This is a genomic window from Aurantimicrobium sp. MWH-Uga1 (assembly GCF_003325955.1).
Taxonomy (GTDB): domain Bacteria; phylum Actinomycetota; class Actinomycetes; order Actinomycetales; family Microbacteriaceae; genus Aurantimicrobium.
Window position 1 is genome coordinate 598675 of sequence record NZ_CP030929.1, and the last position, 15259, is coordinate 613933.

General features: G+C 53.3%; 15 protein-coding genes and 1 pseudogene. 12 read left to right on the plus strand and 4 right to left on the minus strand.

The genetic code is table 11. The features are described from left to right. Window positions 1-59: 59 nt before the first annotated feature. Together clpX and AURUGA1_RS03110 are read left to right on the plus strand one after the other, a co-directional pair. On the plus strand, window positions 60-1352 hold the full coding sequence (clpX, locus tag AURUGA1_RS03105) for an ATP-dependent Clp protease ATP-binding subunit ClpX (protein WP_114128831.1): 1293 nt from the start codon (window positions 60-62) through the stop codon (window positions 1350-1352). Window positions 1353-1461: 109 nt separating this feature from the next. Continuing rightward, on the plus strand, window positions 1462-2412 hold the full coding sequence (locus tag AURUGA1_RS03110; protein ID WP_114128832.1) for a methylenetetrahydrofolate reductase: 951 nt from the start codon (window positions 1462-1464) through the stop codon (window positions 2410-2412). 64 nt (window positions 2413-2476) lie between these two features. Here the strand turns inward: AURUGA1_RS03110 and lexA are convergent, their stop codons facing one another. Beyond that, entirely contained in the window at window positions 2477-3151 is a 675-nt protein-coding gene (gene lexA, locus AURUGA1_RS03115; protein WP_114128833.1) for a transcriptional repressor LexA, read from the minus strand. A gap of 265 nt (window positions 3152-3416) precedes the next feature. Here lexA and AURUGA1_RS03120 point away from each other — a divergent pair, with 265 nt between their 5' ends. From AURUGA1_RS03120 to AURUGA1_RS03145, 6 genes are all read left to right on the plus strand, one after another. Further along, entirely contained in the window at window positions 3417-3869 is a 453-nt protein-coding gene (locus tag AURUGA1_RS03120) for a hypothetical protein (protein WP_240187388.1), read from the plus strand. Window positions 3870-3958: 89 nt separating this feature from the next. Beyond that, window positions 3959-5053 carry a histidinol-phosphate transaminase gene (locus tag AURUGA1_RS03125; RefSeq protein WP_114128834.1) on the plus strand — a complete coding sequence of 365 codons (1095 nt, stop codon included), beginning with the start codon at window positions 3959-3961 and terminating at the stop codon, window positions 5051-5053. 19 nt (window positions 5054-5072) lie between these two features. Then, on the plus strand, window positions 5073-5681 hold the full coding sequence (gene hisB / locus AURUGA1_RS03130) for an imidazoleglycerol-phosphate dehydratase HisB (protein ID WP_114128835.1): 609 nt from the start codon (window positions 5073-5075) through the stop codon (window positions 5679-5681). Next, a complete protein-coding gene (gene hisH / locus AURUGA1_RS03135) occupies window positions 5678-6310 on the plus strand; it encodes an imidazole glycerol phosphate synthase subunit HisH (RefSeq protein WP_114128836.1) in 633 nt (210 codons plus the stop codon). Before hisB ends, hisH begins: the two co-directional genes overlap by 4 nt. Window positions 6311-6331: 21 nt before the next feature. Then, window positions 6332-7066, plus strand: a complete 735-nt coding sequence (gene priA / locus AURUGA1_RS03140) for a bifunctional 1-(5-phosphoribosyl)-5-((5-phosphoribosylamino)methylideneamino)imidazole-4-carboxamide isomerase/phosphoribosylanthranilate isomerase PriA (protein ID WP_114128837.1) — start codon at window positions 6332-6334, stop codon at window positions 7064-7066. Window positions 7067-7083: 17 nt separating this feature from the next. Then, complete coding sequence (locus tag AURUGA1_RS03145) at window positions 7084-7896, plus strand: SseB family protein (protein WP_114128838.1); 813 nt, start codon at window positions 7084-7086, stop codon at window positions 7894-7896. A 23-nt stretch (window positions 7897-7919) separates the two neighbouring features. On the opposite strand, the gene AURUGA1_RS03150 is transcribed toward AURUGA1_RS03145, so the two are convergent. Next, window positions 7920-9704 carry a YhgE/Pip domain-containing protein gene (locus AURUGA1_RS03150; RefSeq protein WP_114128839.1) on the minus strand — a complete coding sequence of 595 codons (1785 nt, stop codon included), beginning with the start codon at window positions 9702-9704 and terminating at the stop codon, window positions 7920-7922. Between the two features lie 2 nt (window positions 9705-9706). Continuing rightward, on the minus strand, window positions 9707-12463 hold the full coding sequence (locus tag AURUGA1_RS03155) for an MMPL family transporter (RefSeq protein ID WP_114128840.1): 2757 nt from the start codon (window positions 12461-12463) through the stop codon (window positions 9707-9709). Window positions 12464-12569: 106 nt separating this feature from the next. On the opposite strand from AURUGA1_RS03155, the gene AURUGA1_RS03160 reads away from it, so the two are divergent. After that, entirely contained in the window at window positions 12570-13244 is a 675-nt protein-coding gene (locus AURUGA1_RS03160; RefSeq protein WP_162784044.1) for a TetR/AcrR family transcriptional regulator, read from the plus strand. Here AURUGA1_RS03160 and AURUGA1_RS03165 read toward each other — a convergent pair. Continuing rightward, the gene (locus AURUGA1_RS03165; RefSeq protein ID WP_114128842.1) at window positions 13237-13593 is read right to left on the minus strand and encodes a DUF1844 domain-containing protein; all 357 of its coding nucleotides are present in this window, start codon (window positions 13591-13593) and stop codon (window positions 13237-13239) included. The two genes, AURUGA1_RS03160 and AURUGA1_RS03165, sit on opposite strands and share 8 nt — an antisense overlap. 259 nt (window positions 13594-13852) lie before the next feature. Between AURUGA1_RS03165 and infC the strand changes: the two are divergent. The 3 genes and pseudogenes from infC to rplT all read left to right on the plus strand — a co-directional run. Continuing rightward, a pseudogene (gene infC, locus AURUGA1_RS03170) lies at window positions 13853-14414 on the plus strand (translation initiation factor IF-3); the annotation flags it as partial. Between the two features lie 223 nt (window positions 14415-14637). Next, window positions 14638-14832 carry a 50S ribosomal protein L35 gene (gene rpmI / locus AURUGA1_RS03175; RefSeq protein WP_096381479.1) on the plus strand — a complete coding sequence of 65 codons (195 nt, stop codon included), beginning with the start codon at window positions 14638-14640 and terminating at the stop codon, window positions 14830-14832. Between the two features lie 31 nt (window positions 14833-14863). After that, a complete protein-coding gene (gene rplT / locus AURUGA1_RS03180) occupies window positions 14864-15250 on the plus strand; it encodes a 50S ribosomal protein L20 (RefSeq protein WP_096381478.1) in 387 nt (128 codons plus the stop codon). The last annotated feature ends 9 nt before the right edge of the window (window positions 15251-15259 follow it).

Below are 15259 nucleotides of genomic sequence, written 5' to 3' on the forward strand. Positions count from 1 at the left end.
CGTCTGTGGTTCGGGTTAGGCTCGAATGTCTCGTATTTCCAGATGAGAAGGAGTTGACCATGGCACGTATCGGCGAAAGCGCTGACTTGCTCAAGTGTTCCTTCTGTGGCAAAAGCCAGAAGCAGGTAGCCCAGCTCATTGCAGGCCCTGGCGTTTATATCTGCGATGAGTGCGTTGAACTGTGTAACGAGATCATTGAAGAACGTCTGGCAGAAGCCAACGAAGAGGGCGTTATTGCAGATTTCGATTTGCCCAAGCCTCGAGAAATTTTTGCTTTCCTTGAGGAATATGTCATTGGTCAAGAACCAGCCAAGAAAGCCCTCTCCGTTGCGGTTTACAACCACTACAAACGCGTACGTGCTGGCGAGGGTGTTAAGACGGCAGAAGAGAAAGCCAACGAAGTTGAGATTGCTAAGAGCAACATCCTCCTTATTGGGCCCACTGGATGTGGAAAGACCTATCTTGCGCAGACTCTTGCTCGCCGTCTGAATGTTCCGTTCGCTGTCGCTGATGCAACATCGCTGACGGAAGCAGGGTATGTCGGTGAAGACGTGGAGAACATTCTTCTCAAGCTCCTGCAGGCCGCTGACTTTGATGTCAAGCGTGCAGAGCAGGGCATCATTTACATCGATGAAATCGACAAGATCTCACGCAAAGCAGAGAACCCCTCGATTACGCGTGACGTTTCTGGTGAAGGTGTTCAGCAGGCACTGTTGAAGATTCTTGAAGGCACCGTTGCTTCCGTCCCGCCACAGGGCGGTCGTAAGCACCCTAACCAGGAATTTATTCAACTCGACACCACCAATGTGCTCTTCATTGTTGCCGGTGCATTCGCAGGGCTCGAAGACATCATTCAGTCCCGTGCAGGAAAGACCGGTATCGGCTTTGGTGCTCCACTGCAGAGCAAGGATGAAGCACGCGACTTCTTTGCTGAGGTACTCCCGGAAGACCTGCACAAGTTTGGTTTGATCCCTGAGTTCATTGGCCGTCTGCCGGTTATTGCGACAGTGTCGCCACTAGATCGCAGTGCACTGATTGACATTCTCACCGAACCCAAGAACGCACTGGTCAAGCAATACCAGCGCATGTTTGCTCTCGATGATGTTGAGTTGGAATTTGAACCTGCAGCGCTGGATGCCATCGCTGACTTGGCTGTCCTGCGCCAGACAGGTGCCCGTGGCTTGCGTGCCATTCTGGAGAACGTCCTTGGGCCCATCATGTTTGAGGTTCCTTCAACCGACCAGATTCATAAAGTCATCATCACGGCAGAGTGCGTCACGGAAAACGCAACTCCTACCGTTGTCCCTCGCTTGAGCTCAGCAGTGATTGAGCCAGAGGAACGCACAGCCTGATAACATTCTTCTACCTGATTTATTCAGGTGTAAGCGGCTGCCGAGCCCGGCCCACGCTTCGCGGATAACTATATGTTGTCTTTTTCGCGATGAGTGTCCCGAGGAAAATATGAGCAACGCATCACCGTCTAGTTCTCGTGAACTGAGTATTGGCGTGCCTTTTTCTTTTGAGGTGTACCCACCACGCAACCCCGAACTCCGAGATGCACTGCACGCAACCATTCTGGAACTTGCCGCATCAGGTCCAGATTTCATCTCCGTTACCTATGGTGCAGGAGGCTCTTCTCGAGATGCCACCTTGGAGTGCGTGAAATATATTCTGGATAACACCGATGTTGAGCCGATGGCGCACCTCACCTGTGTTGCCGAGTCCTATCAGGGCGCCAATGAGCTCGTACGGACATTTCTCGACGCAGGTGTACGATCATTCCTCGCCCTGCGTGGCGACCCGCCACAAGGCACACAGGAAGGCGAGGACTTCCTGGGAGACCTCGGTAGTGCAGCGGAACTCACACAGCTCATTCACCGTGTTCAAGCTGAACGTGAACCATTCGTGTTTGTGGAAGAACCCAGGTGGCACGCCGGCGCAACACGTCTGAGCCAAAAACGTGAGTTTGTCCGTATCGGTGTTGCCGCATTCCCTAATGGGCACCCTCAGTCACGTTCTAAGACCCAAGACATTGATGTTTTGCTGGCCAAAGAAGCTGCGGGAGCAAACCTGGCCATCAGTCAGTTGTTCTTCCATGCAGATGACTATCTATCCTTCGCTCAGAAGGCGAAGGAGGCAGGCCTGAGAATGCCCATTATTCCCGGCATCATGCCGGTGATTAGCCCTGGACGTTTGCGTCGCATGATTGAGATCTCTGGGGAAGATATGCCCAGTGATTTGGAGATTGCTCTTGAAATTGAGCCCACAGTTGAAGGTCAGCGGGAGATTGGTGTTGAGCACGCAGCGAACTTAGCTCGTGAGCTGATGGCCGGGGGAGCGCCCGGTATTCACTTGTATGCCTTCAACCAAAGCGGACCGGTATTGGATGTTCTGCGTAGGCTCGAAGCCTAAAGATTGAGATACATCAATGGCCCGCACGCTGTATTCAGCATGCGGGCCATTAGTTTGTGGGTGTTTAGACCGAACGAAGAACCGTGACGACCTTGCCCATGATGGTGGCGTGGTCTCCCAGGATGGGTTCGTAGTTGCTGTTGCGAGGAAGCAACCAGGTGTGGCCATCACGTTGACGGAAGACTTTGACAGTTGCCTCATCATCAAGAAGAGCAGCAACAATGTCACCGTTTTCTGCTGTCTGTTGACGACGGACGACGACAAAGTCACCATCGCAGATTGCTGCGTCAATCATCGACTCGCCTTTGACCTTGAGCATGAAGAGTTCTCCGTCACCAACAAGCTGGCGAGGCAGTGCCATCGTATCTTCGGTGTTCTGCTCGGCAGTGATGGGTCCACCTGCGGCAATTTGGCCCACTAATGGAACCTGAACCGCTTCGCCAAGGGGAATGATGTTGTCTGCCACAGGGGCGACCTGGCGAGGAGCTGATCCTTGGCCGAGAACCTCGAGGGCGCGAGGAAGTTTGGGGTCACGGCGAATATAGCCACCGAGTTCTAGCTGTTGAAGTTGGTAGGTCACGCTCGCCAATGAGGACAGACCAACTGCATCCCCGATTTCTTGCATAGAAGGGGGGTAGCTGTTTTGGTCAATATACGCGGTGATGACGTCGAGGATAAGTTGCTGCTTTGCGCTCAGTCCTTTGCGACGTTTGCTTGTGCCAGCTGCTGTCTCAGTCATGGCTTATTCCGATCTGTCTGGGAGTGTTCCAATCCACAAACCGGAATGTCCGTGGTTGGTGATGAACTATCTCCATTACCGAAAGAGTATTCGAAATATGTAGAGAAAACAAACACATATTCGAAAATTCCGCAAGTAATGTCCAAAAAACCTTCAATATCTACTTGACATTGAAGAAATACGAATATATCTTCGAAATATATCTTCGAATCGGGTTCTCCCGGCCGAGGGCCCGATTCGAGAAAAACAGGAAAAGGAGAATCTCATGAGCGCAGTACTCGCATTCACCGCACCAATTCACCGCCCCGTCGAACCTGACTACATTGATGAGCCATGCAGCGAAGCCGGCATTGTCCGTGGCTCTGGTCACACTAACAATGTGACGTACGTAAACTTTCTTCCCGCAGCTACCCCCACCACTCGTCTTCGTATCACCAAGCGTGGTCGTCGAATTCTCACTGCCTTTGTCGCGCTTCCTCTCGTGATTGGTGCCCTTGTCGCGGCACTCAACAGTGGTGGTGCTGTGGCCACTGCTGAAGGTGCATCACAAGACTTCACATACGTGACCTTGTCTTCGGGCGAGACCCTGTGGCACTTAGCTGCTGAAATCGCACCCAACGCTGACCCCCGTGACGTTGTGGCAGAGATTGTCTCGCTGAACAACCTAGAAGGTCCTGTACAGGCAGGACAGAAGATTGCTCTACCCGCAGGTTACTAAGTCACTTATTTCTGTATTCTTCTTTCCGAACGCCGGCTCCCAGACGGGAGTCGGCGTTTTTCCTTTCTTTCACGGCTTAAACTGAAGAGGTGACTTCTCTTGACGACCTCCCCATTCGCGACGATCTTCGGGGCCTCAAGCCTTATGGCGCTCCTCAAGAGCACGTGCGCGTGGAGCTTAACGTCAACGAAAACACTCACCCTGTACCACCGCAGGTTGTTGAAGACATCATGGGGCGAATTCACACAGCCCTGGGGCGCATCAACCGATACCCGGATCGTGAATTCACCGAACTGCGCAGGGCGCTTGCAACTTATTTAGGTCACGGGCTGACTGCAGAGAACATCTGGGCGGCAAACGGATCCAATGAGGTCATACAGCAGCTACTCCAGGCTTTTGGTGGTCCTGACCGTTCGTTGTTGGCATTTCCGCCCACTTACTCCATGCACTCCATCATTGCCTCCGGGACAGGTACGCAGTGGATTCCCGCCCAGCGTGATGCTGACTTTGAGATTTCCCCCGCAACGGCGGTTGCAGCCATCAAGGAATACAAGCCTGACATCGTGTTCTTCTGTACCCCCAACAACCCCACGGGCACTCCTGTTTCCTTGGAGACCATCGCCGCTGCCTACGATGCGACGGACGGCATTGTTTTCGTTGACGAGGCTTATGCCGAGTTTGCGCCTGAAGGTGAGCCCACTGCACTGACATTGTTGGCTGGTCGTCCACGCCTGGTCATCTCCCGCACCATGAGTAAAGCTTTTGCCTTTGCTGGTGCCCGCTTGGGGTATCTAGCTGCTGATCCTGCTGTAACTGATGCTCTTCGCTTGGTGCGTTTGCCCTACCACCTCTCTGCACTGACGCAGGCAGCTGCGGAAGGAGCACTGGCGCACACTCCAGCAATGCTGGCGATGGTCGATGACATTCGTTCTCAACGAGACCGCCTCGTCACTGAGCTTGCTGCCCTCGGATACACGCCTTATCCCTCGAGTGCGAACTTCGTTCTCTTTGGCGGGGTTCGTGACCCCCAAGATGTTTTTGAGAAACTCCTTGCTCAAGGAATCATCATCCGTGACATCGGTATGCCCCACCACTTACGAGTGACGGCAGGTACAGAAGCAGAAACAACCGAATTCTTGAACGCACTGGCAGCCATTGATGGCTCGATTAATGGCGCTCTTTAAGCTCCACTAAACTGGAGCTATGACACAGGCACCGCGCATTGCGAGCATTTCTCGCACCACGAGCGAGTCGAGCATTGAACTCACCATCAATCTTGACGGCACGGGTGTGAGCAACATCGAGACGACTGTCCCTTTCTTCGATCACATGCTCACAGCGTTTGCTAAGCACTCTCTTTCTGACCTCACCGTCAAGGCTTCTGGTGATATCCACATTGATGTTCACCACACTGTTGAAGACATTGGTATTTCTCTCGGTCTCGCTATTCGCGAAGCACTGGGAGACAAAGCCGGTATTTCTCGATTTGGTGACGCACTTGTTCCACTTGATGAAGCCCTGGTTCAGGCTGTTGTCGACATTTCTGGACGCCCATTCTTGGTGCACTCTGGTGAGCCAGCAGGTTTTGAATTCCACCTTATTGGCGGCCACTTCACCGGTTCCATGGTTCGCCACGTATTTGAAGCCATCACCTTCAATGCGGGTCTTACTACCCACATCACAGTATTGAACGGTCGTGACCCTCACCACATTGCTGAGGCAGAGTTCAAGGCGTTTGCTCGTGCATTCCGTCAGGCCAAAGCACTTGACCCGCTCGTACAGGGAATCCCCAGCACGAAGGGTGCTCTGTGACCCAAAAATCCGTCGTTGTTTTCGACTACGGCACGGGAAACATTCACTCCGCAATCAAAGCGGTAGAGCTCGCAGGGGCGAAGGTTGAACTCACGCGGGATAAATCCACATGTGCTGAGGCAGATGGACTTCTCGTTCCCGGTGTTGGAGCTTTTGCGGCCGTAATGGAAGCGCTTAACGCAGTCGACGGCGGAGAAATCATTGAGCGTCGTCTTGCTGGTGGCCGCCCAGTGATGGGCATCTGCGTAGGAATGCAGATCATGTTTGCCAATGGTCTTGAAGGTGGCGTGGACACTCCAGGTTTGGGCGAGTGGGATGAGACAGTCCACAAGCTAGAGGCTCCGATTCTTCCCCACATGGGATGGAACACAGTTGACGTAGGGGAGAACTCGCAACTCTTTAAGGGCATCGAAGATGAGCGCTTCTACTTCGTGCACTCATACGGTGTCACAGAATGGAATCTAGACGTCATTCCGCCCTTCCCACAACCAACTGTCACATGGGCTGAACATGGACAGCGATTCATTGCTGCTGTTGAAAATGGACCACTGGTCGCAACCCAATTCCATCCCGAAAAGTCCGGTCAAGCAGGTATTCAGCTCCTGCGCAACTGGCTCGAAACTCTCTGACCCCGATATAAGGAACATCCCATGACTGCGCCTATTCTTGAACTTCTGCCCGCTGTTGATGTTGCCGAAGGTAAAGCTGTCAGACTTACTCAGGGTGCTCTAGGAACCGAAACAGACTTTGGCGACCCCGTTGATGCCGCCTCTGACTGGGCTGAGCAAGGAGCTGAATGGATTCACCTCGTCGATCTCGACGCAGCGTTTGGACGGGGTGAAAACCGCGCCTTGCTGCGTCGTGTGATCGTGGAAGTTCCTGGTGTGAAGATCGAACTCTCTGGCGGTATTCGCGATGATGCATCCTTAGAATCTGCACTTGAAAGCGGAGCAACCCGCGTTAACCTCGGAACTGCAGCGCTGGAGAACCCAGATTGGGCGGCTTTAGCAATAGCTCGGTATGGTGACCAGATTGCTGTGGGTTTGGATGTTCGCGGCGAGACGCTGGCAGCCCGTGGCTGGACAGAAGAAGGGGGAAACCTCTGGGATGTTCTTGCCCGCTTGGAAGAAGCTGGATGTGCACGTTACGTTGTTACCGATGTCACACGCGATGGCATGCTCAACGGCCCCAACATTGAGTTACTCAGTGCTATTACGCAGAAGACCGGTAAACCCGTTGTGGCCTCTGGTGGAATTGCTAGCCTTGATGATCTTGTTGCCTTGCGTTCACTGGTTCCATTGGGCGTTGAAGGTGCCATTGTGGGTAAAGCACTCTACGCGCACAAGTTCACGCTTGAACAAGCAATTGCTGTCGCGTACAAATAAGCCTCTCAGATAACCTGATGTCTCACTCCCACGACGGTCATATGTTCGGTTCAACCGATCATGCAGACTCTGCCGGTCAGCCCTGGGAAGGGCGTCAATTTGAAGCAAATCCCTTTGCCGATGACAATGGTGAAATCTCTGAGGAATTAGCTGCAGCGCTGAATACCTTTCGTTCTCTTGGCGTTGATGACCTTCTTCGCGCAGAGGCTCTGATTAGTGTCATTGACACAATTCGTTCCACACGATTCCTCATCCCTTTGCTTGCCGAGGCTGGAGAAGTTGGCGTCAACGCTGCCGGTCTTGTTGTCGATAAGACTCAAGAGCTTGCTATCGTCACTGTTGAAGGGCCTCAGGGGCAACGAGTATTGCCCGTATTTACGAGCGTTGCCGCTTTACAGCGGTGGAATCCCCAAGCTAGACCTGTGCCGGTTGAAGCCAGACGTGCCGCATTGGCTGCCGCCGCTGATGGTGCGCAGTGGATCGTCATAGACCCACAATCGCCAACAGAACTTATTCTGCGCAGACCGGTTATCGCTGCTATTGCACAGGATCTGAGCTGGCAACCTGCTCATGCGGATGTTGAGGTTCAGCAGGCATTCAACAGATCTTTAGAGGGACAGGACATCGTGAAATCCATCACTCTGTTGGCGGGTGACCCCGACGCTCGCGGAATGAGTGAAGACCTCATCGTTCAGATTGGATTGCCACCTCAGATGAGTGCTGAGCAGATTCAGGACGTCGTTTCGCTGTTGTCCACGCGCTGGGCTCAGGATGAAACTATTGCATTGCGTGTTGATTCAATGAAGCTTCAGTTGACCACTGTGCACTAAGTACTTTCCAGAGAAACTCTGCCCTATACGGGCTGAGTTTCTCTGGTTAGTGCGGTGATGGAAACGTGCCGCTTACGAGAGATCGTAATTGCAGTTACCGCAATGGCTCCCAGTGTCCACAGCACCATTGCAGTGATGGCAGCAGCGAAACCTGAAACCTGCCCCTCACTGATGATGGCCTGTAACGCAGTCACTGCTTCGGTAGCTGGGGTGTAGCTCAAGATGCTATCCAGAATCTGTGGCACCGTTGAGATAACGCCGGTGACGAGGATAAGAATTCCAATCGCAAGTGAGACCAAGCGGCCAAAACCTTCCAAAACAGCGACTAGAGCTTGGTTTGTTGCTGTGAACGCCAGGCTGATGAGCGCTGAAACCACTGTGATCGAAGCCCATTCCGCAACGTCATAGCCTTGCGCAAAAGCAATCACGGTAGCAACTGCCACTGCTTGCAAGATCGCCGCCACGGCAGGGATTCCATAAGCACGTGTTGCCAGCGAGAGTGAGGATCGTGTTGATTCAAGTACTCGAAGCGGAATAGCTCTGAGCACGATAAAGATGGCAAGTGCACCTAACCAGAGTGACAAGACCACATACAGGGGAGTGCTGTTAGCACCGAAGGTGAGCCCGCCACCGTTCTTGATTCCGACGGGCGCAGTAACAAGATCAGCAAGAGTGCTGACTTGATCTTCGGTGTAGGTCGGGATGTTGGCTACAGCTTCGTCCAGCCCGTCTGCAAGCTTCTGTGAACCATCGCCCAGCGCACTCGCACCAGAAGCGATTCCGCTTATTCCGGTAGCGATACCGGCGCTGCCGGCAGCAAGTTCACTAATTCCTGACGAGAGTGCAGGCATCCCGCCCGCGAGGGCTGAGGTCCCACTGGAAACTCCAGTTGTTCCCTGGGCGACACCCGCGGCTAGAGGGACTAGTTGTTGGGAGAGTGTTCCACTAATAGTGTCCAGTCCGCCACAGTACTGCTGATTGTTGCTCGTCACAGCAAGACAGGTGTTTCCAGACAGTGCGGCCAGGCCACCAGCTGTTTGACCGAGTGCTCCAGACAACTGCTGTGCGTAGCCATCCGTTGTCGCTGCTCCGGTCGCGAGCTGTTGCGTTTGTGAAGGAAGTTGGGAGGTCTGAGCGTTCAGTGCCCACATTCCTGAGGAGAAAGTAGAAGCGCCAGTTGCTAACTGGTTTGCACCATCGGCAAGGGCATATATTCCCTTGGTTAGTTCGTCTGAACCTTGCGCAGCTTCGGATAAGCCTTCGCTGAGGTCACTAAAGCCAAGCAATACACGCTCCAAATAGAGCGAGGTGAGTTGTTGGTTCATCAAGTTCACAGCCGTGGAGGTAATCGCTGTGGTGATCGCATCATCGACGAGTCGGCTCTTCTCGCTGGTTGTTACCTCAATCAACGCCTGAGTGGCATCTGTAGCATTGCCCATCGCCGAGGTAGCAACCTTGGAAAAGTTCTCGGGGATGGTTACTGCAGCAACATAGGTTCCGTTCTCAAGGCCTTTCTTAGCGCCTGATTCGTTAGTGATGACCCAGACATAATTTGTGTCGGAGCCATCGCCTTTAACTAACCCCGCAGTCAACAGCCGTCCCAAGGGCGTGATCTGGCCATTGACGGTTACAGGCTCATCATTATTGACGATGGCTGCTTTGACCCGGTCGAGTCGTTCAGTGGGGTTCCACAGTCCCCACATCAACCCACCAACGACAATGAGAGGAACAAAGATCAACCCGAGGACGACAAGAAGTTTGGGCTTGGTTTCGGTTTGACCGCTGAGTCTGGTGAATAACGAAGCCATGATTATGCCTGCACTTTCTTGCGTGAGGACGACGCATTGTCGAGATCAAGTACCTGAGCATCAACTCGAGCACTGAGGAAGCTTCCCCATGTTTCGACCGGCATGTCATCGGTGGTGCCAACGAGGACTGTGAGGGGGTGACCCGTTCGTGATGCCATTTCGCGAGCGGCAGCGAGAACATCTGCCACCGCGTAACGTTCACTTTCAGAAGTGAGGAAGTCGATGTTGTCCAAGATGATGATCTGCGGTTTTTCCGACGAAACATCTTCGATCGCTTCAACGGTGTTGCGGTTGGCGTGAGTGGAAACATCAATCAGTGCCACGCGCGAGCGAACTGCTCCTGATCGAACCGGCAAGACCATGTTGGCAACTTTGAGCTTTCCAGTTTCGATATCCAAACGACCGCTAAGTGCCAGGAGAAGTGCCGAGGTGGCAATCTTGTCGCTTCCGGTCACAAACAGGGTTGTTCCTGTAGGGAGAGTGAATGAAAGTTTACGGAAGTAGGACCGTGTTCCTTCTGCGTTGGTCAGGCCAATATCTTCTGCAGCAATAGCGAGATTGTTATCGCCTGGCCAGTCAGCCAGCTCTAGTTCGTGCTGAACTCCTTCACCCTCGACATCAAAGTGGGGCAGCGCGCGATCAAGCCACTTGGGCATGTACCAGGCTTTATTGCCCAGTAGCTGCATCACGGCAGGAACAAACGTCATGCGCACAATAAAGGCATCAACGAAGATACCCACTGCCAGCGCGAGCGAAATGCTCTTCATATTGACGTCACCTTCGGGAACGAAGGCGGCAAAGACAGCAAACATAATCACGGCAGCAGCAGTAACTACTTTCGCTGAGCCAACAAAACCAGTCACGATCGATTGACGAGCTTTACCCGAGTGGACGTAGTCCTCGCGCATGCGAGCAACCAAGAACACTTCGTAGTCCATGGCCAAGCCGAACAAAATACCCATCACAATAATCGGCATAAAGCTCAAAATTGGACCTGGACGGTCGACGTGAATCAGCTCGGATCCAAATCCCTCCTGCATAACAAGAGTGACAACACCGAACGCCGCAGCGACGCTGAATAAGTAGCCAACCGCTGCTTTGATGGGCACCCAGATGGAGCGGAAGACCATGGTGAGCAAAATCAGCGACAGGCCCACCACCACTATTCCAAACGGAAGCAGGGCGTTACCGAGGCGTTCTGACACATCGATACCACTTGCGGTGAAGCCTGTCACAGCAAGGTCTACACCATATTTGTCCAGGAAGTAATCGTGTTTGTCACGAATGGCCTGAACGAGCGCTTTCGTCTCTTCCGAAGCAGGGGCACCCGTGGGGATGACTTGAATAATGCCTGTGTCAGCGGTCATGTTCGGAGTTGCTAAAGGAACGGCGGCAACGCCCGGAATCTTCTCCAGTTCTGCTTTGAGGTCATCCATCAAACCCAATGGATCGGTGCTGGTAACGATGGTTCCGGTGACAAGGAGTGGCCCGTTATATCCTTCCCCAAAGTTTTCGGCAACGAGGTCGTAGGTAATACGAGAGCGGTCACTGGAGGCATTTGAGCCTGCATCTGGCAAGGCAAGGCGCAGGTTTAAGGCAGGTAGTGCAACCACCGTTATCACTGCGACAACGGCCAGGATGGTCACTATCGGGAAACGTGTGACGGCGGTAACCCAGCCGAGGAAGAAGCGGTTCGGCGTATGAACTTTGGCTTCTGCCTTTTGGGATTTCATTGGCTTAGGGCGCAAGCGCTCTCCGGCAAAGCCCAATAGTGCAGGAATGAGTGTGATGGAAATCACGACGGCCACACCGACCCCGACCGCAGCGGCCACACCCATCGTGGTGAGGAATGGAATGCCTGCAATGCCCAGACCAACCAGGGCGATCATCACAGTCAAACCGGCAAAAATCACGGCAGAGCCAGCAGTTCCGGTGGCTCGGGCAGCTGCTTCTTCGGGGGTGTCTCCCTTACGAAGTTCGTCTTGATGTCGGGAAATAATGAACAACGCGTAGTCGATACCCACAGCAAGACCCAACATAAGCGCAAGCATGGGGGTTGTGGAGGTGACCTTTGCGAAGGCAGTTGCTAAGAAAATCAGGGCAATAGAGATCCCCACACCCAGAAGGGCAGTAATCAGGGGCATTCCAGCAGCAAGGAATGAGCCAAAGGTGAACACCAATACAACTAGGGCCACACCCACACCAATTAGTTCGGTGGCTGTCACGGTGGGCATACTTTGGCTGTATATCTGACCACCGAGAGAAACGGTGCTGCCCTCGGGTAGATCGGCTTGGAGCTTCTCTGTCGCCTTTTCCAATTCGGCAAGTGACGCGTCGGTAATTTCTGCCGTAGGTCCAGAGAACTGGATGCTCAGCAGGCCTGCTTTGTCATTATCGCTAATTGCTCCGTTGATGCGTTCGTTGAAGGGAGAGGTTGCGTTATCAATCTGGGGGAGGGTTGCCATCTTGTCGGCAGCGGCATTGAGTGCGTCTTCATAGGTTGGGTCAGTGATGAATTGTCCGTCAGCAGCCACCACGATGATTTGTGCTGAGGCACCACTGACTTGGGGAAATGTGGTGCTCAAGGAATCCAAAGCAGCCTGTGACTCAGTTCCAGGAATACTGATGCTGTTATCAAGTCCTTTGTTGAAGAACGCGGCGGCACCACCAATTGCAACAAGGATGACCAGCCAGGAAACGAGAACGAGGCGGCGTGAACGATAAGCCCAGCGGCCCAGCGAATACAGCAAAGATGACATGACTGCCCTTGTTGTCAGGCGACTGCCGGTGATCAGCCGGTGCCGCGCGGAAGAAATACACTTCGATACACCGGTGTATCCGATACATCAGTGTATCCTTAAGTTCATGGGAACCACAACAGAAGCAGAGCACAAACCTGCAGAGTCCGCGCGACGTCTAAAAACGCGCGAACGCCTGATGGATGCTGCTTTTGAAGTCTTCTCTGAAGTGGGCATTCACGCCGCCACGGTCGAAATGATTACCGAGAGAGCAGATTTCACCCGCGGAGCTTTTTACTCCAATTTCGACACGAAGGAAGAACTCTTCCTCGCGCTGGCCGAACGTGGCTACAACGAACGGCTTGAACTACTTCGAGCTAGCGTGGCAAACATCGACGTCATCATGCCTACGCTGCTTGAACAAAATCCCGGAACACTCACAGCAACTGAGCTTGGACCCATCGTGGCGAGCTTCCTGGAACAACAGGGAGATAACCGGTTATGGTTCCTCTTCCAGTCGGAATTGAGATTGCTCGCAATGCGAGATCTAGAGGTGGGAAAACTATTTCTCGAGCAAAAGCATGCAGCCGATCAAGAATTTGGAAATATCATCGCCGCAGCATTCACCGCGGTTGGCATCACTCCAGCCATCGATTCTGAAGAACTTGCCGTCGTGCTGATGAATATCTATGAGGCGTCACTTCAAGAGGCCATCATGGCTGGTGGTACCAGGGTTCAAGAACGTGCGCATGAGCTATTTATGCAGCGCATGCTTGGGCTGATTAGCCAACTAGCTAGTTGACGGGGCCAGTCCACTTTTCACCAGGGCCCTTGCCAATGTCATCAGGTATGGGTGACGCCTCTCGGAAGGCCAGCTGCAACGAACGCAACCCATCACGCAGGGGACGAGCGTGAGAATCACTAATGTCTGGAGCTGCTGCCGTGATCAGACCAGCGAGTGCATTGATGAGTTTGCGAGCCTCGTCTAAATCCTTGAGGGAATCAGCGTCGGGCCCCTCGGCAAGGCCGCACTTGATGGCAGCTGCACTCATCAGGTTGACGGCAACCTCCACAATGACCTCGATAGCGGGGACTTCGGCAATGTCAAGAACGGCCTTGTGTAAGGCGTCGTTCTGGTCGCTTTCGCTCACAATGTATTCCTCTGCTAGGCTTATGCAGGTTTCTTAGCGAAAGCCAAGAAATTGAAAGAGGAGATATCTCCCACCCGTATCCCGCAACATCAGGTTACTGGGTTCTTGCACTCCGCTTCGCTCAGCTCGCTGAGCAAGTAGGTTAGGGTGCCGCAAGGAACATTCCTTGCGTCGTGTTTATGTGGATATCAATCTGCGTTGCGCGTAAGACTCCTCTTTCTCCCCGAACAAGGGTTAGAGAAATAACAAGGAGCACCGCATTAGCGATCCACGCACAAACGACCGTATCCGCGTCCCAGAAGTTCGCCTCGTTGGTCCCAACGGCGAGCAGGTAGGTGTCGTGGCGATCGATGTTGCCCTTCGACTTGCACAGGAGGCTGACCTCGATCTCGTTGAGGTTGCTCCCGAAGCTAAGCCGCCAGTGGCCAAAATCATGGACTACGGAAAGTTCAAGTACGAAGCTGCGCAGAAGCTCAAGGAAGCACGTCGTAACCAGGCCAACACCATCCTCAAAGAGGTACGTTTTCGCTTGAAGATTGATGTTCACGACTATGAAACCAAGAAGAAGCGCGCGATTGGCTTCCTCAACGATGGTGACAAGGTCAAGGCAATGATTCTCTTCCGTGGTCGCGAACAGTCACGCCCTGAGCAGGGTGTTCGCTTGCTTCAGAAGTTGGCAGAAGAAGTTGCCGAATACGGAACAGTTGAATCCAGCCCCACCATCGATGGTCGCAACATGGTTATGGTGATTGGTCCACTACGTAGCAAGTCAGAAGCCAAGGCAGAGCAGAACGCTAAGCGTGACGCCAACAAGCGGGCTGACAAGCGTTCAGATGCCAAATCTGGTGAATCGGTTCTCGCTGTTGAAGATGACAAGGCAAATGCCGTCAAGGTCGTTGAGGCTGAGGTTCTAGCCCCAGTCAAGAAGGCCCCCGCTGCAAAGGCAGCACCAAAGAAGTCCACCAAGTCGGTCTCAGACGAGCTCGACGACTAATAGACCCGCTTTCCCACAACTGGGAAAAGTGAAACCCCCAAGGAGATCCAATGCCAAAGATGAAGACCCACTCCGGGTCCAAGAAGCGCTTCAAGGTAACCGGTACCGGCAAGCTCAAGAAGCAGCAGGCCGGCATGCGTCACAACCTCGAAGTTAAGTCCGGAAAGCGTAAGCGCAGCCTCAACCACGACGAGGTTCTGTCTCCAGCTGACTCCAAGGTAATCAAGAAGCTTCTCGGTCTGTAATCGGCTGATTTAAAACTAAAAGGATAAGAACATGGCAAGAGTAAAAAGAGCCGTCAACGCTCACAAGAAGCGTCGCGTCATCCTCGAGCGCGCCTCCGGTTACCGTGGACAGCGTTCACGCCTTTACCGCAAGGCTAAAGAGCAGGTCATCCACTCGCTCGTCTACAGCTACCGTGACCGTCGTGCCCGCAAGGGTGACTTCCGTCGCCTCTGGATTCAGCGCATCAACGCAGCAAGCCGTGCAAACGGTCTGACCTACAACCGTTTCATTCAGGGCCTCGCTCTGGCTGACATCCAGGTTGACCGTCGCATGCTTGCAGAGATCGCAGTATCTGATCCTGCAACTTTCACCAAGTTGGTTGAAGCAGCACGCAAGGCACTTCCTGCAGATACTTCTGCACCAAAGGCAAAGGCCTAAGGAAACATC

What these genes read in the sequence shown, in the direction of transcription:
- clpX (WP_114128831.1), top strand. Translation starts at nt 60, where the DNA reads ATGGCACGTATCGGCGAAAGCGCTGACTTGCTCAAGTGTTCCTTCTGT.
- rplT (WP_096381478.1), top strand. Translation starts at nt 14,864, where the DNA reads ATGGCAAGAGTAAAAAGAGCCGTCAACGCTCACAAGAAGCGTCGCGTC.
- AURUGA1_RS03155 (WP_114128840.1), bottom strand. Translation starts at nt 12,463, where the DNA reads ATGTCATCTTTGCTGTATTCGCTGGGCCGCTGGGCTTATCGTTCACGC.
- priA (WP_114128837.1), top strand. Translation starts at nt 6,332, where the DNA reads ATGACTGCGCCTATTCTTGAACTTCTGCCCGCTGTTGATGTTGCCGAA.
- hisB (WP_114128835.1), top strand. Translation starts at nt 5,073, where the DNA reads ATGACACAGGCACCGCGCATTGCGAGCATTTCTCGCACCACGAGCGAG.
- lexA (WP_114128833.1), bottom strand. Translation starts at nt 3,151, where the DNA reads ATGACTGAGACAGCAGCTGGCACAAGCAAACGTCGCAAAGGACTGAGC.
- AURUGA1_RS03160 (WP_162784044.1), top strand. Translation starts at nt 12,570, where the DNA reads ATGGGAACCACAACAGAAGCAGAGCACAAACCTGCAGAGTCCGCGCGA.
- AURUGA1_RS03150 (WP_114128839.1), bottom strand. Translation starts at nt 9,704, where the DNA reads ATGGCTTCGTTATTCACCAGACTCAGCGGTCAAACCGAAACCAAGCCC.
- AURUGA1_RS03120 (WP_240187388.1), top strand. Translation starts at nt 3,417, where the DNA reads ATGAGCGCAGTACTCGCATTCACCGCACCAATTCACCGCCCCGTCGAA.
- AURUGA1_RS03110 (WP_114128832.1), top strand. Translation starts at nt 1,462, where the DNA reads ATGAGCAACGCATCACCGTCTAGTTCTCGTGAACTGAGTATTGGCGTG.
- rpmI (WP_096381479.1), top strand. Translation starts at nt 14,638, where the DNA reads ATGCCAAAGATGAAGACCCACTCCGGGTCCAAGAAGCGCTTCAAGGTA.
- AURUGA1_RS03145 (WP_114128838.1), top strand. Translation starts at nt 7,084, where the DNA reads ATGTCTCACTCCCACGACGGTCATATGTTCGGTTCAACCGATCATGCA.